The following is an 18,697-nucleotide window of genomic DNA, read 5'->3' on the forward strand; positions in this document are numbered from 1 at the left end:
TAGTCCTTTTTTACAGTCTCAGAGGCCTTTTTGGACAAATCTCTTAAAATGTCTAAAGATTTTAGACCCTCATCCCTTTTCATTGTCGAATAAAAGGCATCATTTATAGCCGTAGCCCCATGATTGATACCCTGGATCGCTTCCTTTGCTTCATCGACTTCTATACAAAAAAGTCTTGCCCTAAAAGGACAAGACCTCACATTATTGCATCGATAAAACATCTCTAAAGACACGCATCGCTTCATCGACATTTTCTTTTGTCGTAATTAATGGTGGCAACATACGGACTACGTTTGTGCCCGCCGTAATAACGATGACGCCATGCGCAATCATTTCATTAACCACTGCTCCAGCAGGTTTATTAAGGACTAAACCTTGCATGAAACCTAAACCACGATGCCCTTCTACGCAATCAAATTCATTCGTTAAAGCATCTAACTGCTTTTCTAAATAAGCGGATACTTCTTTGACATTTTCTAAGATATGATCTTCTGCAATAATATCAAAGACCGTGCTGACCGCTGCACAGACAAATGGGTTCCCGCCATAAGTAGAGCCGTGATCACCGGGCTCCATCGCTTGAGCGTATTTTTCATTAGCAACGAAAGCGCCGACAGGTACGCCGCTGCCTAAGCCTTTGGCTAAGCAGACGATATCTGGTTTGACATCATAATATTCATAAGTGAATAAATAGCCGGTACGTCCCATGCCGCACTGGACTTCATCCAGAATCAGGCATAAGTCATGTTCATCACATAAAACTCTTAAGCCCTGTAAAAATTCTTTCGTACATGGATTGACGCCGCCTTCACCCTGAATCGGTTCAACGATAATAGCCGCCGTTTTATCCGTTAATAACGCTTTAACGGATGTTAAATCATTTAAGGTAGCATATTTGACATCATTCATTAATGGCCCAAAAGCTTCCTGATAATGAGCATTACCAGTTAACTTCACAGCTCCGGTCGTACGCCCATGGAAAGAAGAATGGAAAGAAATAATTTCACTATCTGCTTTGCCATGTTTCATAAAGTAAGCCTTACGCGCTAACTTTAAAGCCCCCTCAATGGCTTCCGCGCCAGAGTTCGCAAAGAACACCTGCGAAAGCTTAGTGGCTTCAACGACTTTCTTCGCCGCCTCAGTCGCGATTGGGGTATAGAAATAGTTCGAGACATGCATCAGTTTATCAATTTGTGCATGTAATGCCTGAGTGTATTTAGGATAGCCATAGCCAAATGAGTTCACCCCAATCCCGCTATAGAAATCTAAATATCTCTTGCCATCGGTATCATAGAGTTCAACACCCTGACCATGATCTAAAACGATCTTTTGTCTGCCATAAGCATGCAGAAAATACTTTTCACCTTGTTCATAATAATTCATCACACATAGCCCCCTTGAAATTTTCTGCAATTGACATATACATATCAACTGCTTTTAATAATACTTCTTCGTTGAAATTAAACCGGTCTGTATGCAGACCGCTCTGGTACCGGGATGACCGGGTACCTACGAAGACAAAGAGACCAGGGATCGCTTTCTGGTAAAAAGCAAAGTCCTCTGCCAACATTAATGGTGTTGATAATTGTTCAATCGGATAACTGCTTTGCGCATGTTGAAACAGTTTTGCATTGTTTAAAACCGGCGGATACATGGGCGGACAGCTCCAGTCAATAGTGCAGCCATACGCTTTTTCTGCGCCTTGATGCAGATCCTCAATATGTTTCATCAGCATTGCAAAGACTTCATCGCTGTAGGTTCTCACCGTGCCATGCATCTCAACTGTCGAAGCAACCGAGTTGCGAGCCTGACCACCATGAATTTCACCAATATTAATAATTGCTGGTTCAAATGGTGTTTTCATACGCGTTAAAATCTGCTGGTACTGATTAATTAATATACTAGCAATAGTAATGGCATCCACCCCTAAATGAGGTAAGCCGGCATGAGCATCCTGCCCATGAATAGTGACATCAATCTCTCCGCATTCGGCCATTAATGGTCCCGCTTTACTTGCCACAACACCTTCATCTAAAGTCGGCATTAAATGAATGCCATAGATCGCTTTCACGTTATAGCGATCAAGCAAGCCGCTTTCGACAATTAATTTGGCAGCCCCAGGCGCTTCTTCAGCGGGCTGGAAAAGAAGTAAGAGATTGACATCAAAGTGATGTTGCTCTTCACTGAGTCTTTTTGCAAAACCTAAAAGCGCACTCATATGCCCATCATGACCGCAGGCATGCATGACACCTTCATGTTTTGAGACAAAGTCACAGTCATTTTTTTCGGTAATGGGCAAAGCATCCATATCGGTGCGGAAAGCAATCGTATTGTCTTTCCCTTGATCAATATAAACGTAAAGCCCCGTTTCTAAAATATCCATCGGCGTATAGCCCATGGCTTCAAGTTGTTTTTTAAGATAAGCTTTGGTCTGGAATTCTTTTAAACCAAGCTCAGGGATCTGATGGAGATCCCTGCGCCATTTTCTGACATCTTCAACGTTCATTTTATAGTTTTCTTAAGTCATCCATTAACTGGGTTTTTTCTTTGGTCTGTTCGTCTTTCTGCTTAACGATATGAGCAGGGTTACCAACGACAACCGCGCCGGCTGGAACATCTTTTGTGACGATCGCCCCAGCGCCAACAACGGCACCTTCACCGATATGAACACCTTCGATGACAACCGCATTTGCCCCAATTAAAACGTTATCTTCCAAAACAACTGGTTTCGCATTTGGTGGTTCAATGACCCCCGCTAAGACTGCGCCAGCCCCAACGTGGCAGTGTTTACCAACCGTAGCACGACCGCCTAAAACAGCATTCATATCAATCATAGTACCTTCGCCAATGACTGCACCAATATTGATCACAGCGCCCATCATAATGACGACGTTATCTTCGATCGTGACTTTATCACGGATGAATGTGCCTGGTTCAATACGGGCATTGATGCGTCTTTCATCTAACATTGGAATCGCACTGTTACGACGATCCTGTTCTAAATAAGAATCGGTAATGTTGGCTTCATTGTCTTTTAAATACGCTTCAACATCTTTCAATTCCCCAATTAAAATTCTTGAGGTTGGATCACCGAAACAATGGAATGCGTCAGTGTCTGGTAAGTCATGTCCTTTGACATAGACTTTTACGGGTGTTTTCTTTTCGCTCTCGGCAATGTAGCGAATAATTTCTTCTGCCTGATTCATCTGTAATCTTCCTCCTGTATATACCCTCTAAATGTGGTGCGGGCTGGTCCGGTCATAAAAATATGACCATCACGATAAGCAATCTGTAAATGACCGCCTAATAATTCAACATCCGCCTCTGGACCACATAAGTGATTCAGATAGCTGGCATACATGACCGCGCAGGCCCCCGTGCCGCAGGCATGGGTTTCTCCGCTGCCGCGTTCCCACACACGCATCTTCAGATGCTTTTCATCAATCACTTGCACAAATTCAGTATTTACGCTCTCTGGGAACATCGGATCCTTTTCAAAATGAGGTCCGATCTTTTCTAAATTGAAATCCAGATTATCACGGTAAATAACGAGATGAGGATTGCCCATCGAAACAGCGGTTCCACGGTACTTGATCCCGTTGATGACAAGTTCGTCATCAATCATTTCTTCCTGATCATAGACGACTGGAATCTCTCGACAGGTCGTCACCGGTTTTCCCATGTCGACAGTGACGCTAGTGACTTCACCATTTTCGATCTTCAGTTCACATGTTTTAATGCCACTTAAAGTTTCGATTTGTAAAGTTGTTTTCTTGGTTAAGTGTTCATCATAGACAAACTTTGCAAAACAGCGGATACCATTACCGCACATCTTGCCTTCACTGCCGTCTAAATTGAACATGCGCATTTTAAAATCTGCCACTTCACTCTCTAAAATCACAATTAAACCATCGGAACCAATGCCGAAATGGCGATCACTGATTTTGGAAATAAAAGTTGCATCCATCGGCACGCGCTGATGAATTCCGTCCATGTAGACGTAATCATTGCCAATGCCTTCCATCTTGGTAAATTGCAGCATTTCTCTTTTGCCACCTCCGTCCTCATCATATCAAAGCTCACTTATCTATTCAACTGACGTGAACGAGAAAAAGTTTATTATATATTATTCTTTTTTCGAAAAGCTGTAAACAAATTGATTCATTTTTCGTTAAAAAAAGAATACGACTCTTAAAGTTCGTATTCCTGCGGTCTTCTTAATTTTAAAAATGGCACTTCTTTCTGACGTTTCGTCGCTTCCGACAAATCGAGTTCCACCGTTGCGAGAGCTTCCCGATCATCCGCTTTAATCATAATCCGGCCATTGGGATGCGCCACTAATGATTCGCCGGCAAAGATCACATCTTCTTCGCGGCCAACACGATTGCACATGGCAATAAAGACACCGTTCTGATAAGCCTGGGTGCGAATTTCCGCTTCAAAGAGTGCCATCGGTTCCTCCTTCAAATTCGCGGTTGGAATAAGAATCAGCTGAGCCCCTCTTAAAGCGCAGCTGCGCACCGATTCGGGAAAATGACGGTCAAAACAGATGACAATGCCAATTTTTCCAAAAGGTGTATCAAACACCTTAAAGCCATCAGGCGCTGGCGTATAATACTCTTTTTCATAAAAATGAGGAAAATCGGCAATATGTACCATATGCGATTCCCCAACAATCTCGCCATTTGGATCAATCAGTAAGGACGTATCATAGTTATGGCCATCATGCATATAAAAATTGGGAGAAATATACATTTGATGTTCCTGGGCTTTCTCCTGCATTTTGCCAATAAAAGGATGCGTTCGATCCATCAGATAACGAGCTGCCTGACGATTGGGACGCAAAGGAAAAAAGGGTGAAAACTGAATTTCTGGAAAGAAAATCAGATCACTATCCTTTGCGAGGTTAATCATCCGCAGCGATTTATAAAAATTATCTTCAAGGCGATCTGTCATCGCCATTTGCGCCATTGCTATTTTCATTTGTATCACCTAGCTCCATTCTATACCCACGACCCGTATTTTTCAAATTATTTGTATAGAAATAAAAAAGAAAATGCATATGTATACACCTTTGTCACAAACTGTGACGCCTATTCATAAGTAAGTTATAAATCTGACTAAAAAAATGAGAGAAAAGCATTCTTTTCTCTCATCATGTTACCGATCGCCAAAGGATACACCCATCAGACGGGCATTCTTAACAGTCTTGCCTTCGGGATCGACATATTTGAGTTTACCAGCGGTATCCTGTAATGGAATAGAGCCAACTTCGCCCTGCTTTAAGACAACTAACTGACCAAACGAACGGTTCATGATCAGACGTGCCCCTTCAATACCAAAGCGGGTAGAAATCATACGATCATAGGCATCTGGTTCACCGCCACGCTGCGCATGACCAATGACTGAAGTACGAATTTCTGCCTCTGGCATAATCGCCTGAAGATCGCGCGCAATTTCTTCAACGACGCTATGGCCGCCGCGGGCTGCCACTTTGGCTTTGTACTTTTTCTTTGATAAGGTTGCATCTTCTTTCGAGATCGCCCCTTCAGCGGCCGCAATAATGGTAAATTTCTTGCCTTTTTTATTACGTTCCTTAATCTTTTTCGCAATCACATTAATGTCATAAGGAATTTCTGGCAAAAGGATAATTTCACAGCCCGTTGCCAAACCAGCGGCTAAGGTAATATGACCAACTTTATGGCCCATGACTTCGACGACAAAGATCCGTGAATGCGACTGCGCCGTAGAATGGATATCATCCAGATAACGCGTCGCCACATCAATGGCAGACTGGAAACCAAAGGTATAATCCGTACCATAGGTATCATTGTCAATAGTCTTTGGCAAGCCGATGACATTTAAGCCCTGCTGCGCTAACAGATTGGCACTCTTTAAAGAGCCATTACCGCCCAGGACTGCTAAAGCATCCAGATTCAGTTTTGCATATGTTTTTTTCATCGCTTTGACTTTATCAAAGCCATCTTCAATCACTTGCATTTTCTTAAACGGACAGCGTGATGATCCTAAGATCGTACCACCCTGGTTAATAATGCCAGAGAAATCTCTCGGACTCATCTTGATGTAGTCTTCATACATCAAGCCTTTATATCCATTTTTAAAGCCAATGATTTCCACATCCTTGACTTGGGCATAAAGGGTCTTCGCCAATCCGCGCATCGTCGCGTTGAGCGCTTGACAGTCGCCACCGCTTGTTAAAATGCCTACTCGTAAACTCATTGTTAACCCCCCTTAAATAAGTTTCAGTTTTCGATTAGATCTTCTTTTTAAAGAAATGTTCCTGACAGTTCATTTCTGGATTCTTATTTTTAATACGTTTATATTTACCGTTACTTAATAACTTACATGCTTTCACGTTATCGGCAAGCATACACTTGAACATATTTAAAATCGTCTGCTTGATCTTCGGATCATAAACCGGCGCTGCAATTTCCACGCGGCGCTCTAAGTTACGGGTCATCAGATCAGCAGAAGAAATATAGACTTTTGGATTCTGGGCGCCAAAGATATAAATACGCGAGTGCTCTAAGTAACGGCCGACAATAGAGATAATATTAATATGATCGGTATAACCAGGCACTCCTGGTAAAATGCAGCAAATCCCGCGGACCACCATGTCAATCTTCACACCCGCCTGGGAAGCCTCGATCAGTTTGTCAATCATCGTTCGACTCGTGACAGAGTTGCACTTAAAGCCCACATATGCTTCTTTGCCTGCTTTCGCTAAGGCAATCTGTTCATCAATTAATGCGCAGATTTTATTCATCATCGAATGTGGCGCCACCATTAATTCTTTTACATCGTGAATGGTCTGGCCCTGAGCCAAATGGTTAAAGACGTTATTGGCATCTTCGCCAATTTCCCGTTTGGCCGTAATCAGACATAAATCCGTATAGAACTGAGCCGTCTTTTCGTTGTAGTTGCCCGTTCCGATCTGGGTAATATATTTCACTTCTGATTTATCACGATAAGTAATCAGACATAATTTACTATGCACTTTATAGCCATCTAAGCCATAGATGACATGGGCTCCCGCCGCTTCTAAAGCTTTGGACTGATAAATGTTGTTTTCTTCATCAAAACGTGCTCTTAATTCTACTAAGACCGTCACTTCTTTACCATTTTCCACCGCTTTGATTAAGGCTTTGACAACTTTCGAATTCTTCGCCACACGATAAAGTGTCATCTTAATGCTGGCTACATTTGGATCACTGGCCGCTTCATCTAACATTCTTAAAAATGGCGCCATCGATTCAAACGGATAAGCTAAGAAGATATCATGTTTGAGGACCTGTTTAATCATTGGTGTACGATTTTCCACTAATGGTGAGTTCTTAGGAATATTAGGGACATAGAATAATTCAGGATGAGAGCCTTTTAAGAAATCACGCACTTCGCCAAAGAATGAGAATTCTAATGGCGACTTGCTTGGGAATAACTGTTTCATATCCAAATCTAAGAATTTAGCGAGCATCTCTAATTCTAACTCATCTAAGCCTTCGGTATATTCCAGTCTTAAAGGACGCAGTTTTCTTCTTTGTTTAATCAGAGATTCCATCATCGAACGATAATCATGATGATCTTCAATCTCTTCTTCATCAATATCGGCACTGCGGGTCACTCTGATGACACTGGCTTTGATCACTTTCTGATGGGCAAAGATTTTCGGCAAGAAATGGAAAAGCACATCCTCTAAAAGAATGAAAGCCCCGCTTGGTAAATGAATCAGCCGACCATCTTCAGTATGAACAATCGAAATAATCCCTAATTTACGTTTCCCTTTCTTGCTTTCCAGCTGCGCAGCAATATACAGTTCACCGTTATTTAAGAATGGGAAAGGCTGTCTTTTAGAAATCACCTGTGGAGAAATAAGCGGCAGAATTTGCCGATCAAAATACATTGTTAAATATTTTTCATCTTCTTTACTTGTTAAATCAGCGTATTTCACAAGATGAAAACCATACTCATCTAGCTGTTCCATCGCTTTTTCATAAATGCGATCTTTCTTTTTATTAAGACTGCGAATCTTAGTAAAGCAAGCTTTTAACTGTTCTTCAGACGTCATATTCGTCTTGTTTTCCCGCGCTGCTGGATAAAACAGCATCGTATCATACAATGACCCAAGACGCACACGGAAGAATTCATCCAGGTTCGTCTGGTAAATCGAAATAAAACTTAATCTTTCAGCGAGAGGCACCCCTGGGTCCTTCCCCTGTAATAACACACGATCATTAAATTTCAGCCAAGATAATTCTCGGTTATCTGTACATTCGTTCATACAACCCCTCCTTGTGTACATGTCACACAATTGTAGACACGCTCATTGACTCAAGACAAGCCACTTTTCACAATCTTAACATTTCCGTAATAAAGATATTACAAAACTATTTTTTAAACCTGTGAGAAAGCTTCTTAGATAAGGTATACCTTTATTATAATCTTCCTGTAACCGTTTTTAAAGTTTCCATGTTATTTCCTTCAAAAAAGGTGGTCACACGTTTACTTAACCGGTTACTTTTGTTATAATAAAAGGGAATTTCTAAATAATGGAGGGCTTTTATGCAAAAAAAAATCACCTTTGATGATATCGCCAAATATACCCATTTCTCCAAAACAACCATATCCCGTTATTTTAATCATCCGGAAACCTTAACCGAGAAGAATCGTGCGATCATCAAAGACGCTTTAGAAAAACTCAACTATCATGAAAACAAACTTGCCAAAGTCTTAGCTAATGGCAAAAGTGAATTCATTGGTATTATCGTCCCAAACCTCTCGATGCATTACTACGCCGAAATGTTAAGTCATATTTTAGCCACTTATCAGGAATTTGGTTATAAATTTCTTGTCTTTGAAAGCAATGATGACCCCGTCATGGAACGCCAGTATATCAGTGAACTGATCGCCTATAATATTGAAGGCATGATCATCTTATCGCACTGTTTAAGCAGTCAGGAACTTTCCCGCTTACCAATTCCGATCGTCACGATCGAACGTGAATCACAGTTTTTAAATGGCGTCACCACCGATAACTATCGCGGCGCCCTCATTGCAACATCCTACCTGCAGTCTTTAAACTGCGATATTCTCATTCATATCAATAGTGAATTAACTCCCGAAAACCCGGATTATGAACGTACCCATGGCTTCTTGGATATCTGTGAGAAAGAGCATCTGCCTCACCAGCTGATCGCGCAATATTTAGGCGCTACCTGGGATGAAACCAATACTATTTATGAAGATCTCTTCCAGCAAATCGATACCAAATACCAAGGGCAAAAGAAAGGTATTTTTATTGCCAATGATACGCATGCCAATATCTTTTTAAATATCGTTTATCGACATTATCGGAATTTACCAGAAGATTATAATATCATCGGTTTTGATGATTCATCAATCTCACGGGAAGCGCTGATTCCCATTACAACCATTCATCAGAATATTGATACCCTCTCTCATGCCGCCATGGAATTATTAGTCGATCAGATTCAAAACAAAAAAAGCAAGCAGCTGATTCACCGTCAGGTAGAACCATCACTCATCATTCGTCACACGACCCATTAACCTCCGCCTGGAGGTTTTTTTCATAGAAATTATATTAAACTTAACATAATAGAAAAGAGGCGGATATTTTCCGTCTCCTACTTCACTAAATCATATTTTACAACCGAAAATTCTACCTGATCATATGAGGTAAAGCTGATATCTTCTGCATCTAAAGGCGTATAGAAAGTGGTTGAGAAGACCTGTTCCCCGCCATTAATAAAGATTTCTGCAGAATAACGATCCAAGATCACACGCATCGTCAATTCCGGATAAGGCACTTTTAAAGCTTTCCGACGAATCGCCACAACATCACGAATCATGCCACAGTAGCTGCGATCGAGTTCAAACATGTTCTTATCTTTATGATAAGTGAAAGACACATGATGACTTTTATCTTTCGCAAACTGGATGGTAAATTCATGATAATTTGAAGAATGAATGGTTACGGTCATATCTAAGCAGCGTCCTTTAACATAAGGCAGCTGCATCTCCCCTAAACATTGCTGGTGTGCATAGACCATCACATTTTGATGATACTGATTGATTTCTCGTACTGGTTTTTGAATCAGATGACCGTCTTTCATTGAAAGTTCACGTGGTAAACTCATCATATTGGCCCATTTCTGATCTGCTGGTTTCATAAAGTTATCCCAAGACTGCATCCAGCCAATCATAATCCGGCGATGATCCGCTGTTTCTAAAGTCTGCGGGGCATAAAAATCAATACCATCATCGACTTCCCCAATGACTTCTTTAGTGAAAACACCTTTCTCTTCATCAAAACGGCCGCGCATCCATAAAGCGTTATTACCATTATGGAATTCTTCGGTGGCGACCATATCCTGCGGCGATGTTAATAATACATACGTATCATCAAGCGGGAAAAAATCCGGGCACTCCCACATCACCCCAATTTCTCCTTTTTCATCGCAGGCCAGTACTGATTTATACTGCCAGTCACGTAAGTTTGTCGAAGTGAATAAGACGATTTGTCCATGATTATCGGCATTCTTATTCCCTGCCACTAAATAATAGGTACCGTCTTTTTCCCAAATCTTGGGATCACGGAAATGTTCTGTCGAAAAACCTTCAGGCAGCTGCTTTCCCAAAGCGACGGGATTTTCTGATAGTTTTTGATAATGGAGGCCATCCCCGATCGCGACGCACTGGTTCTGTTCTATTTCGCCATTGACTTTCCGTAAGCCGGTATAAACAAGTACGTGGCCTTCTGGTGTTTCCAGGCCGCTGCCGCTGAAACAGCCTTCTTCATCAAAAGGCTGATCAGGTGCTAAGGCAACGGGTAAATCTTCCCAAGTGATAAAATCCTTCGTCTTCGCATGGCCCCAGTGCATTGGTCCCCAGACATCTTTATAAGGATAATGCTGGTAAAATAAATGGTATTCTCCCTGATAGAGGGAAAAGCCGTTGGGATCATTGATCCAGCCCGTCGGCGCAGTGACATGGAAGAGTGGTCGTGAATGATCTTCAGGCTGCTCTTTGATATATTGATTCGCTTTTTCTAATGTCTGCATAACGTTTGTCCTTTCGCTTTTTAAGGGGCTCTCTGTCCCGATTACTTGTCACTTTATATCAATAGGGATGATGTTTGATCATCCCCGCTTTTAAGAAGTCTTAAATTAATGTTTCTTCCGTTTCAGCATCAAAGAAATGGATATGCGCTGGTTCAAAGATGAATGATAAATCATCACCGATATTCTTCACATCGTATTTAGAAACACGGGCTACAACATTCGCATTACCAAAAGTGAAATATAAGTTATTTTCATTACCCATAATTTCTGTATCATTGATCGTCGCATGCATAATGCCATCTTTGAAGGTATCAAGATTTAAGTTATCCACTTTGATATCTTCTCCTCGGATTCCTAACGTAAGCTTGCGATTACGGGCCTGCAGCTTATTGGCGACAGTCTGTGTGATCTGCATTTTATGACCATCCGCAAAAGTCACTTCACGACCACTCACTGTGACATCAAAGAAGTTCATCTGTGGTGAGCCGATAAAGCCTGCCACGAATTTATTCACAGGGTGATCATATAATTCCATTGGTTTGCCGATTTGCTGAACAACCCCATCTTTCATAATGACAATACGATCCGCCATCGTCATCGCTTCAACCTGATCATGGGTGACATAAATGGTCGTAGCGCCAATCTGACGGTGCAGTTTAGAAATGACCGTACGCATCGATACACGTAATTTGGCATCCAAGTTGGATAATGGTTCATCCATTAAGAATAACTTCTGATTTTTAACAATCGCACGACCTAAAGCAACACGCTGACGCTGCCCGCCAGATAAGTTTTTCGGTTTACGGTAACGATATTCTTCTAAGCCTAAGACATCAATCGCCCAGTCAACTTTCTTTTTGATTTCATCCTTTGGTACTTTCATATTCTTTAAGCCGTAAGAGATGTTCTTTTCAACGGTCATATGAGGATATAAGGCATAGTTCTGGAACACCATCGAAATCCCACGATCACGAGGAGCAACTTCATTCATACGTTTGCCATCAATGATCAAATCCCCCGAAGAGATTTCTTCAAAGCCCGCAATCATACGTAAAGTGGTTGATTTCCCACAGCCGGAAGGTCCGACGAAAGCGATGAATTCTTTTGGTTCAACTTCTAAGTTAAAGTTCGTAACTGCTTTCTTGTCTGCCCCTTTATACTGTTTGCAGACATTCTTTAATTCGATAAAACTCATGTTGTTTAGCCCTCCTTACTGCCGGTCGATACGACCCCTTCAACAATTTGTTTTGAGAATAATGCGTAGATAATGATCACAGGAATTGTGACTAAAGTGATAACTGCTAATTTCATCCCCATCGTCGTATTATCATTTGAGGTAATGGCATTTAAACCAATCTGAACAGTTAACAGTTTATTTGATGTAAAGACTAATGATGGCCAGAGATAATCATTCCATACTCCTAAGAAGGTCATAACCCCAACCGTTGCGACCGCTGATTTACTCATTGGTAAAACCATCGTAAAGAAATATTTGATCGGACTGCAATGATCTAACTGCGCTGCTTCGTAAATATCATCAGGCAGCGAAATAAAGACCTGTCTGAATAAGAAGATATTAAATGGACTGACAATCCCCGGTAAGATTAAACCAAGAATCGTATTAAGTAAGCCTAATTTTGCAATAAAGAAGAAATGAATGGTAATGATGGATTCCATTGGCACAATCATTAAGAGCATAATCACCAATAACCAGCGATCGCGGAATGGGAAGTCGATCTTCGCTAACGCGTAGCCGGCTAACCCATTGACGATAATCCCTAAGACCACCATGATAAAGGCATAGAGAACAGTGTTCACTAAATAGCGGAGGAAATCCGTATGGAACAAAATCTTTGTATAGTTGTTTAAAAAGCCCTTGGTAATCACTGGCGGCAGAAAGGCCGCAAAGCTATGCATATCATGGGCGATCGCTGCATCCCCTTTAAATGAGTTCACAATCATCCACACTAAAGGGAATAAGAATAACAGCGAGGCCGCTAACATAATTACAACTAAGATCCAATTAAGCGTTCTTTGCTTTTTTGTCTGCATGAGTGTCGACCTCCTTTTTATCTCTTGTGACAATCGTCTGAATAACGGTCAGAATCATAACGAAGATAGCGAAGATAATGGCCATGGTACTTGCTAAACCAAGTTCCCAGTTCACTGTCCCAGTTTCATAAATATCGTAAACCATCGTATACGTTGAATGTGAAGGTCCGCCACCGGTCATGATCATTGGCTGAACTAACATTCTGAAAGCACCAATAGTAATGGTAATGAAGACGAACACACATAATGGTTTAAGTTCAGGTAAAGTAATATCTTTAAATTTCTGCCATGCGCTGGCATGATCCATTTCCGCTGCTTCATAAAGCGCTGGGTTAATCCCCTGCAGACCGCCTAAGAAGATAATCATCTGCATGCCGACCCCCTGCCATGCACTCATGATGGCGATTGAAGGTAAAGCCTGTGAAGAACTGTTAATAAACGGCTGAGCAGAAATACCAAAGTTTCCTAAGATCGCATTGAGGATCCCTTCTGGTGAATAGATCTGAATCCATAATGTCGAGACAACGGCTAATGACATAACCACTGGCAGGAAGAACGCCACTTTAAAGTAGCCTTTAAAGTGCGTTACTTTATTAATCAGCATCGCTAAGCCTAACGCACCTAAACCCTGCAGTGGTACGATGATGAGCACGAATTTCCAGGTATTAAAGAAAGCCATGCGGAAATCATCATCTTTGAAAATCTGGAAGTAGTTACTTAAACCGGTAAAATGCGTTAAGCTCGGGTTTAAGGCAAAGAAATCAGTAAAACTGAAGATTAAGGTAAGAATCATTGGAATAAACAGGAAGACACTTAGCAGCACCAAAGCTGGACCAAAGAACGTCATTCCCATAATCGATTGTTTTTTTCTGTTCATATTACATCGTATAGCGCTTTAATTTGGCGTTGATCCTTTCTACAGCTTTATCCTGCTGTGTTTTTGCGTCCATTCCACTTAACACACTATTTTCTAAGACTTGCTGGAAAGAGGTGCTGACCTGTGGATAGACTGGTGTTTTAGGTCTTGGATGACCATATGTTTTTAACTGTGTATATAAGGCTTTGTATTCAGGATCTTTATCAAAATCATCAAACGCGGCATAAGCTTTGTAAGTTGATGGGAATGTTTTCGTTTCACTCCAGATCCGTTTTCCGCTATCGATTCCGCTCATATACTGCACCAGCTTCGTCGCTGCTTCTTTATGTTTACACTTTGAAGACATCGCAAAAGCCCAAGATCCCGTTGGCGTATATTTTTCACCTTTCCATGAGTCACCGACAATATAAGGAGCAACCCCAATATTGAGCTTCTTGAACTGTGTGCGCACGGTATTAACTTCCCAAGCCCCATCAAACTTAAAGGCCGCCCGACCTTCTTCAAATAAGTTTGCAACGGCTACTTTCGACATATACTTGTGAGCAAGTAATGTTTTGAAATACTGAATCGTTTTTAAGTTCTGCTGTGAATTGAAATAGCCATCGGCTTTCAAACCATTCTTAGAAACCAGATCACCGCCATTACTCCAGAAAAATGGCGCATAGTAATAAATGGTCGCTTCCCCAACTGGGAAGGTCATATCTAATGGATAACCTTTCACCTGATCGGTATACTTCTTGACTTTCTGTAAGATTGTCAGGAATTCACTGAAGGTCCATGGATGATTCTGATCAGGCACTTTAATGCCCGCTTTCTTCAAAATATCCTTATTGTAGTAGAGTCCCACACTTGATTCCATAACCCCTAAAGCATATAACTTATTCTGATAAGTGCCCTGATCAAGAATTGAAGGTAAGTAAATTGACTTTTCCTTCTTCGTTAATGGCGCTAACGGCTGGATAATCTTGTTCGCCGCATAAGAAGCAACGTTTGGACCATCGACCGTTAACACATCAGGCAGCCCACCTGACATAACGGAAGCGTTGATCTTATCACTATAACCGCCCCCACTATCATTTCTTGGAATAAATTCAATGTCCGCGAAATATTTGCCATTATACTTTTTATTAAAAGCATTGACAGATTCACGGTAAACATGACCTTCAGGCGTATCTTCAATACTATGTACCCAGATTGAAACATACTGTTCCCCTTGATCATAACCTTTGATACTGCCAGGCGTTGGATCACTCTTTGTCCCACAGCCTGTTAATGTCAGTCCCATCGTACCTGCCAGGACAAATGACAACAGCTTCTTTTTCACCATGCTTTCCTCCTCCTTTAAATAACCGGTTACTTTCTTTTCTAAAAAAATAAAATTTCCTTTCTCATCTTCGAGAAGTTCCCGGTTAAGTTACCGGTTACTTTTCTTGACACACTCATCATATACTCTTTCGAAAACGCTGTCAATAACTTTTTAGTAACCGGTTACTTTATTTTGTTTTACAACCCTTTAAAAATCCTTTTCCATAAAGCTTACATTTTACTTTCATTATCTTTATATTTTTTCTGCGGCATAAAAAAAGACAAAACATATCACATTTTGTCTTTCCTGTATTATTCAAGTTTCAAGCCATTTTGGGCATTCACAACTCTCATTCCTCTTTTCAGATCATGCTGGAAAAGGATCTCCAAAGATGGCTGAAAGCCATATGCTTTCACCAAATCATCAGTTAATACGGTTCTCGTAAAAGCCGGAACATATGAAATACCACCCAGATAAACAATATTCAACGCCGCTAAGTGATCAATCACATCCTGATCGGTATACTTCCCTTTTAACACTTTCTTCATTAGCAGGTATTCTACCGGTTTCATAATCTTAGTCAACTACCCGCAACTAAAGTCGCAGGCTTGCATGACGGTGCGGGGCGGTGTTCTCCGCCATGGCATCGGCATACAGCTTACCCAGATACAGCCAGGCTTACAGAGTTTCCGCAGAAACAGTGCAGAGGTCGGCCAGTTAGAGGGCGGTTCCCTAGCGAGTTGCCATGCTAGAGGGGATATTCATCCCATACTATATAGGATCAAAGACTCTCAAGAGCCTTCGCTAGAATGTTCTTTGCAGCATTGGTGTCACGTACATGATGTGCACCACATGCCGGGCAGTCCCACTCACGCACTGACAGCGGAAGCTTCTGATCTCCGGTCATGACATGACCGCATACGCTGCACGTCTGCGTAGTGTACTGTGGTGCAACGAGTATGACGTCTCGTCCGTACATCTCGCCTTTCTGCTTGAGCATGGTCAGAAGTGTCCGCCATCCGGCGTCGCTTATGGCTGCTGCAAGGCAATGATTTTTTACCAGATTGCGTACCTTAAGATCTTCCGCGGCAACCAGATCGTGGCTTTTAATCAGCTGCTTTGATACGAAATTAAGGTAGTCGGCTCTCTGGCGGGCGGTTTTTCTGTGAAGATAGGCGACCTTCTGACGCATCTCCTGGTAGTTTCTGCTATTACGAAGCTCGCGCCCGTCCTTTTTTGCCTGATTGGCTCGCCGACTCATTTTCTTCTGCGCCTTGGCGAGCTTAGTCTGAATTTTCTTCCGGCATCGCGGATTCTCAAACGATCCGCCTTCCGAATCATTGACAAGATCAATAAGGTTGAGATCAATGCCAACCTGCGATCCGGTTTTCGGAAGCGATTCGACGAAGGGGTCATCTGATGCGATCTGCAGCGATACCCAGTACTCGCCGACGGCATCCCTTGAGACAGTTACCGTTCCGATGCGCGTTTGACCGCTGTGACTGAACAGCTTATCGATAATCTTAGGCGAGCCGCTGCACCGGATCCTTCCGATGATCGGAAGCTTAAGATGCTTTCTGTCAAGAAAACGGATGCTGCCGCCATTCAGACCTTCGTGACCACTCTGATAGTGGTTTGAGGTCTGATAGGACTGCTCATACGATTTCTTGTGAAAGGTCGGAACGCCGGTATGACGCTCGCGCATGTTTTTCCATGCGGCCGTGTAGTTCTTTTTTGCCGTGGCGATCACCTGACCGTCAACTTCCGGCTCATTTAAGAACGGCAGCGTATTTCTGATATGTGCCATGTCAGAACCGCTTCCGTTCAGTTCACGGATCTTGAGCGTAACATCTTCAAGACGCTTTCTGTCGGCAGGCACAATATCAGCTGTTTTCTTAAGACGGTAAGTTTCCTTATCGACACCTACAAGAAGATTGTAGACAGCACGCTGTGCACCATCATTGACAGCAATAATATGTTTCTGAGCATCTGATGGGTATATTTTAAGGACCACTCCATAATGATAATTCATCTGGCTGCATTTTTTCATAACGGCTCCTCCTTCCTATAGCTTAATTATAACACATATGTATTTGATTATCCACTATAATAATGCTATTATATAAGAAGGAATGAGGTGTACATATGAAAAGACATATAGACAGGATAAAAGGTGCTGTATATGAGAGAGGTTATGTATATAACTTTCACTTTCATCTGATATGGGTCACCAAATACAGACGTCAGGTGTTTACTACGCCTGCCCTTGTGAATGAAATGAAAGATATTCTTCGCCATATTGCTGAAACATCAGATGTCAGGATTGAAGAGATGGAGGTCATGCCAGATCATGTCCACCTGCTTGTATCATTCAAGCCTAAATATGCGCCAACAAACATTGTCAAGAATCTCAAAGGAGCTAGTGGGAGACTGTTTTTCAGCAGGCATCCCGACATCAGAGATCAAAGTTTCTGGGGCGGGCATTTATGGTCTAACAGCTACTATATGAGCACTTTGGGAAATATGAGCCGTGATGTTGTAGAACTGTATATCCAAAACCAGTACTCGCCGAACAAAAAAGGCAATTCCTCCCCTGATTGAAATCAGGGGATTCCTTGCCTAATTCTTCATTGAAGACATCAATCACCTTGTCAGCTTCTTGCACTGATAAAGCCCCTAGTATCCCCGTATGATCCTTTAACAAGTGCTCTGCGCAATAATCAGCATCAATCATGACTTTACGCTGATTGCGATCTTTGCTTAAAAATCATCAAGTCCTTCTCTTGCGCTAATAAGCGCAGCGCCTTTTGTGCATCCTGAACCTTATACTGCGGCGCTTCGTAAAAGACCATTTCCTCTTTTAAGATCTGATGACAAAGCACATCAATTATGATATTTGTAATATCATAACGAATACGATGCTTCTTCGCCATCTCATCACCGATCTCTTTGAAACCTAGAAAACAGATAATATTTTTCATGTACAGATAACCAATATTAAAAAGGCGCGGTTCACAGGCAATCAAATGATTCGGATGAAAGACGAGAGTCATCCCCGCCTTTGCTTGCTGGTCGGCCTCTCGCAAAGCCTCCACATATTCCTGTAAATGTTTTATGACTTCATCATAAGAATCGTACTGATACTTTTCCCTTAAGCTTGCCAAGTTGCCAAGCTTTTCAACAACATACGTTGATTTCTTTTTAACTTGGGATCATAAAAATCATCAATGATATAAAATGATGCAGAATTTTTAGATTTCGTTACTTTTAAACGTTTGGCCATAAGCGATCCTCCTATCCCCTATTATAAAGACAATAGCTAAATATAGTGAGAGCGAAAACACCTACATACCAGACCTCCCA

18 protein-coding genes are annotated in these 18,697 nt (G+C 41.8%); 2 read left to right on the forward strand and 16 right to left on the reverse strand.

The features are described 5' to 3' along the window. Nucleotides 1–201: 201 nt before the first annotated feature. From SG0102_RS12965 to ppk1, 7 genes are all read right to left on the reverse strand, one after another. The gene (locus SG0102_RS12965) at nucleotides 202–1,383 is read right to left on the reverse strand and encodes an aspartate aminotransferase family protein (protein WP_125120808.1); all 1,182 of its coding nucleotides are present in this window, start codon (nucleotides 1,381–1,383) and stop codon (nucleotides 202–204) included. After that, nucleotides 1,370–2,506, reverse strand: coding sequence for a M20 metallopeptidase family protein (locus tag SG0102_RS12970; protein WP_125120321.1), 1,137 nt, complete (start codon nucleotides 2,504–2,506; stop codon nucleotides 1,370–1,372). The genes SG0102_RS12965 and SG0102_RS12970 overlap by 14 nt, the downstream gene beginning before the upstream one ends. 1 nt (nucleotide 2,507) lies before the next feature. Then, nucleotides 2,508–3,206, reverse strand: coding sequence for a 2,3,4,5-tetrahydropyridine-2,6-dicarboxylate N-acetyltransferase (gene dapD / locus SG0102_RS12975; protein WP_125120322.1), 699 nt, complete (start codon nucleotides 3,204–3,206; stop codon nucleotides 2,508–2,510). Next, the gene (dapF, locus tag SG0102_RS12980) at nucleotides 3,203–4,042 is read right to left on the reverse strand and encodes a diaminopimelate epimerase (RefSeq protein WP_125120323.1); all 840 of its coding nucleotides are present in this window, start codon (nucleotides 4,040–4,042) and stop codon (nucleotides 3,203–3,205) included. Before dapF ends, dapD begins: the two co-directional genes overlap by 4 nt. Nucleotides 4,043–4,191: 149 nt before the next feature. Beyond that, complete coding sequence (locus tag SG0102_RS12985; protein ID WP_125120324.1) at nucleotides 4,192–4,983, reverse strand: carbon-nitrogen hydrolase family protein; 792 nt, start codon at nucleotides 4,981–4,983, stop codon at nucleotides 4,192–4,194. A gap of 177 nt (nucleotides 4,984–5,160) precedes the next feature. After that, nucleotides 5,161–6,240, reverse strand: a complete 1,080-nt coding sequence (locus SG0102_RS12990; protein ID WP_125120325.1) for a 6-phosphofructokinase — start codon at nucleotides 6,238–6,240, stop codon at nucleotides 5,161–5,163. 34 nt (nucleotides 6,241–6,274) lie between these two features. Next, nucleotides 6,275–8,299, reverse strand: coding sequence for a polyphosphate kinase 1 (ppk1, locus tag SG0102_RS12995; protein WP_125120326.1), 2,025 nt, complete (start codon nucleotides 8,297–8,299; stop codon nucleotides 6,275–6,277). Between the two features lie 281 nt (nucleotides 8,300–8,580). On the opposite strand from ppk1, the gene SG0102_RS13000 reads away from it, so the two are divergent. Continuing rightward, nucleotides 8,581–9,585: a LacI family DNA-binding transcriptional regulator gene (locus SG0102_RS13000; protein ID WP_125120327.1), complete on the forward strand. Its 1,005-nt coding sequence runs from the start codon at nucleotides 8,581–8,583 to the stop codon at nucleotides 9,583–9,585. Between the two features lie 77 nt (nucleotides 9,586–9,662). Here SG0102_RS13000 and SG0102_RS13005 read toward each other — a convergent pair whose 3' ends face one another. The 7 genes from SG0102_RS13005 to SG0102_RS13035 all read right to left on the reverse strand — a co-directional run bounded on the left by SG0102_RS13005 (nucleotide 9,663) and on the right by SG0102_RS13035 (nucleotide 17,384). After that, the gene (locus tag SG0102_RS13005) at nucleotides 9,663–11,099 is read right to left on the reverse strand and encodes a glycoside hydrolase family 32 protein (protein ID WP_125120328.1); all 1,437 of its coding nucleotides are present in this window, start codon (nucleotides 11,097–11,099) and stop codon (nucleotides 9,663–9,665) included. 100 nt (nucleotides 11,100–11,199) lie between these two features. Continuing rightward, nucleotides 11,200–12,294, reverse strand: coding sequence for an ABC transporter ATP-binding protein (locus SG0102_RS13010; protein ID WP_125120329.1), 1,095 nt, complete (start codon nucleotides 12,292–12,294; stop codon nucleotides 11,200–11,202). Nucleotides 12,295–12,299: 5 nt separating this feature from the next. Further along, on the reverse strand, nucleotides 12,300–13,151 hold the full coding sequence (locus SG0102_RS13015) for a carbohydrate ABC transporter permease (protein ID WP_125120330.1): 852 nt from the start codon (nucleotides 13,149–13,151) through the stop codon (nucleotides 12,300–12,302). Next, nucleotides 13,123–14,028 (reverse strand): carbohydrate ABC transporter permease, encoded by a 906-nt coding sequence (locus SG0102_RS13020; RefSeq protein ID WP_125120331.1) that lies wholly within the window; start codon nucleotides 14,026–14,028, stop codon nucleotides 13,123–13,125. The genes SG0102_RS13015 and SG0102_RS13020 overlap by 29 nt, the downstream gene beginning before the upstream one ends. Before the next feature lies 1 nt (nucleotide 14,029). After that, complete coding sequence (locus SG0102_RS13025) at nucleotides 14,030–15,355, reverse strand: ABC transporter substrate-binding protein (protein ID WP_125120332.1); 1,326 nt, start codon at nucleotides 15,353–15,355, stop codon at nucleotides 14,030–14,032. A gap of 290 nt (nucleotides 15,356–15,645) precedes the next feature. Next, a complete protein-coding gene (locus SG0102_RS13030; RefSeq protein WP_148668864.1) occupies nucleotides 15,646–15,906 on the reverse strand; it encodes a hypothetical protein in 261 nt (86 codons plus the stop codon). Between the two features lie 209 nt (nucleotides 15,907–16,115). Further along, nucleotides 16,116–17,384 (reverse strand): RNA-guided endonuclease InsQ/TnpB family protein, encoded by a 1,269-nt coding sequence (locus SG0102_RS13035; RefSeq protein WP_125120334.1) that lies wholly within the window; start codon nucleotides 17,382–17,384, stop codon nucleotides 16,116–16,118. Between the two features lie 95 nt (nucleotides 17,385–17,479). On the opposite strand from SG0102_RS13035, the gene tnpA reads away from it, so the two are divergent. Continuing rightward, nucleotides 17,480–17,935, forward strand: a complete 456-nt coding sequence (tnpA, locus tag SG0102_RS13040; RefSeq protein ID WP_125120335.1) for an IS200/IS605 family transposase — start codon at nucleotides 17,480–17,482, stop codon at nucleotides 17,933–17,935. A 137-nt stretch (nucleotides 17,936–18,072) separates the two neighbouring features. Here tnpA and SG0102_RS13045 read toward each other — a convergent pair whose 3' ends face one another. Further along, nucleotides 18,073–18,498: a hypothetical protein gene (locus tag SG0102_RS13045; protein WP_125120336.1), complete on the reverse strand. Its 426-nt coding sequence runs from the start codon at nucleotides 18,496–18,498 to the stop codon at nucleotides 18,073–18,075. Next, nucleotides 18,486–18,617: a hypothetical protein gene (locus SG0102_RS15885; RefSeq protein ID WP_269461199.1), complete on the reverse strand. Its 132-nt coding sequence runs from the start codon at nucleotides 18,615–18,617 to the stop codon at nucleotides 18,486–18,488. Before SG0102_RS15885 ends, SG0102_RS13045 begins: the two co-directional genes overlap by 13 nt. Between the last annotated feature and the right edge of the window lie 80 nt (nucleotides 18,618–18,697).

Source organism: Intestinibaculum porci, from assembly GCF_003925875.1.
Classification (GTDB): domain Bacteria; phylum Bacillota_I; class Bacilli_A; order Erysipelotrichales; family Coprobacillaceae; genus Intestinibaculum; species Intestinibaculum porci.

Excerpts from the sequence above, each read along its gene's own strand:
- ppk1 (WP_125120326.1), bottom strand. The coding sequence starts at position 8,299 with ATGAACGAATGTACAGATAACCGAGAATTATCTTGGCTGAAATTTAAT.
- SG0102_RS13010 (WP_125120329.1), bottom strand. The coding sequence starts at position 12,294 with ATGAGTTTTATCGAATTAAAGAATGTCTGCAAACAGTATAAAGGGGCA.
- tnpA (WP_125120335.1), top strand. The coding sequence starts at position 17,480 with ATGAAAAGACATATAGACAGGATAAAAGGTGCTGTATATGAGAGAGGT.
- dapD (WP_125120322.1), bottom strand. The coding sequence starts at position 3,206 with ATGAATCAGGCAGAAGAAATTATTCGCTACATTGCCGAGAGCGAAAAG.
- dapF (WP_125120323.1), bottom strand. The coding sequence starts at position 4,042 with ATGCTGCAATTTACCAAGATGGAAGGCATTGGCAATGATTACGTCTAC.
- SG0102_RS13005 (WP_125120328.1), bottom strand. The coding sequence starts at position 11,099 with ATGCAGACATTAGAAAAAGCGAATCAATATATCAAAGAGCAGCCTGAA.
- SG0102_RS12990 (WP_125120325.1), bottom strand. The coding sequence starts at position 6,240 with ATGAGTTTACGAGTAGGCATTTTAACAAGCGGTGGCGACTGTCAAGCG.
- SG0102_RS13020 (WP_125120331.1), bottom strand. The coding sequence starts at position 14,028 with ATGAACAGAAAAAAACAATCGATTATGGGAATGACGTTCTTTGGTCCA.
- SG0102_RS13015 (WP_125120330.1), bottom strand. The coding sequence starts at position 13,151 with ATGCAGACAAAAAAGCAAAGAACGCTTAATTGGATCTTAGTTGTAATT.
- SG0102_RS12970 (WP_125120321.1), bottom strand. The coding sequence starts at position 2,506 with ATGAACGTTGAAGATGTCAGAAAATGGCGCAGGGATCTCCATCAGATC.
- SG0102_RS13025 (WP_125120332.1), bottom strand. The coding sequence starts at position 15,355 with ATGGTGAAAAAGAAGCTGTTGTCATTTGTCCTGGCAGGTACGATGGGA.
- SG0102_RS13035 (WP_125120334.1), bottom strand. The coding sequence starts at position 17,384 with ATGAAAAAATGCAGCCAGATGAATTATCATTATGGAGTGGTCCTTAAA.
- SG0102_RS12985 (WP_125120324.1), bottom strand. The coding sequence starts at position 4,983 with ATGAAAATAGCAATGGCGCAAATGGCGATGACAGATCGCCTTGAAGAT.
- SG0102_RS15885 (WP_269461199.1), bottom strand. The coding sequence starts at position 18,617 with ATGGCCAAACGTTTAAAAGTAACGAAATCTAAAAATTCTGCATCATTT.
- SG0102_RS13030 (WP_148668864.1), bottom strand. The coding sequence starts at position 15,906 with ATGAAACCGGTAGAATACCTGCTAATGAAGAAAGTGTTAAAAGGGAAG.
- SG0102_RS12965 (WP_125120808.1), bottom strand. The coding sequence starts at position 1,383 with ATGAATTATTATGAACAAGGTGAAAAGTATTTTCTGCATGCTTATGGC.
- SG0102_RS13000 (WP_125120327.1), top strand. The coding sequence starts at position 8,581 with ATGCAAAAAAAAATCACCTTTGATGATATCGCCAAATATACCCATTTC.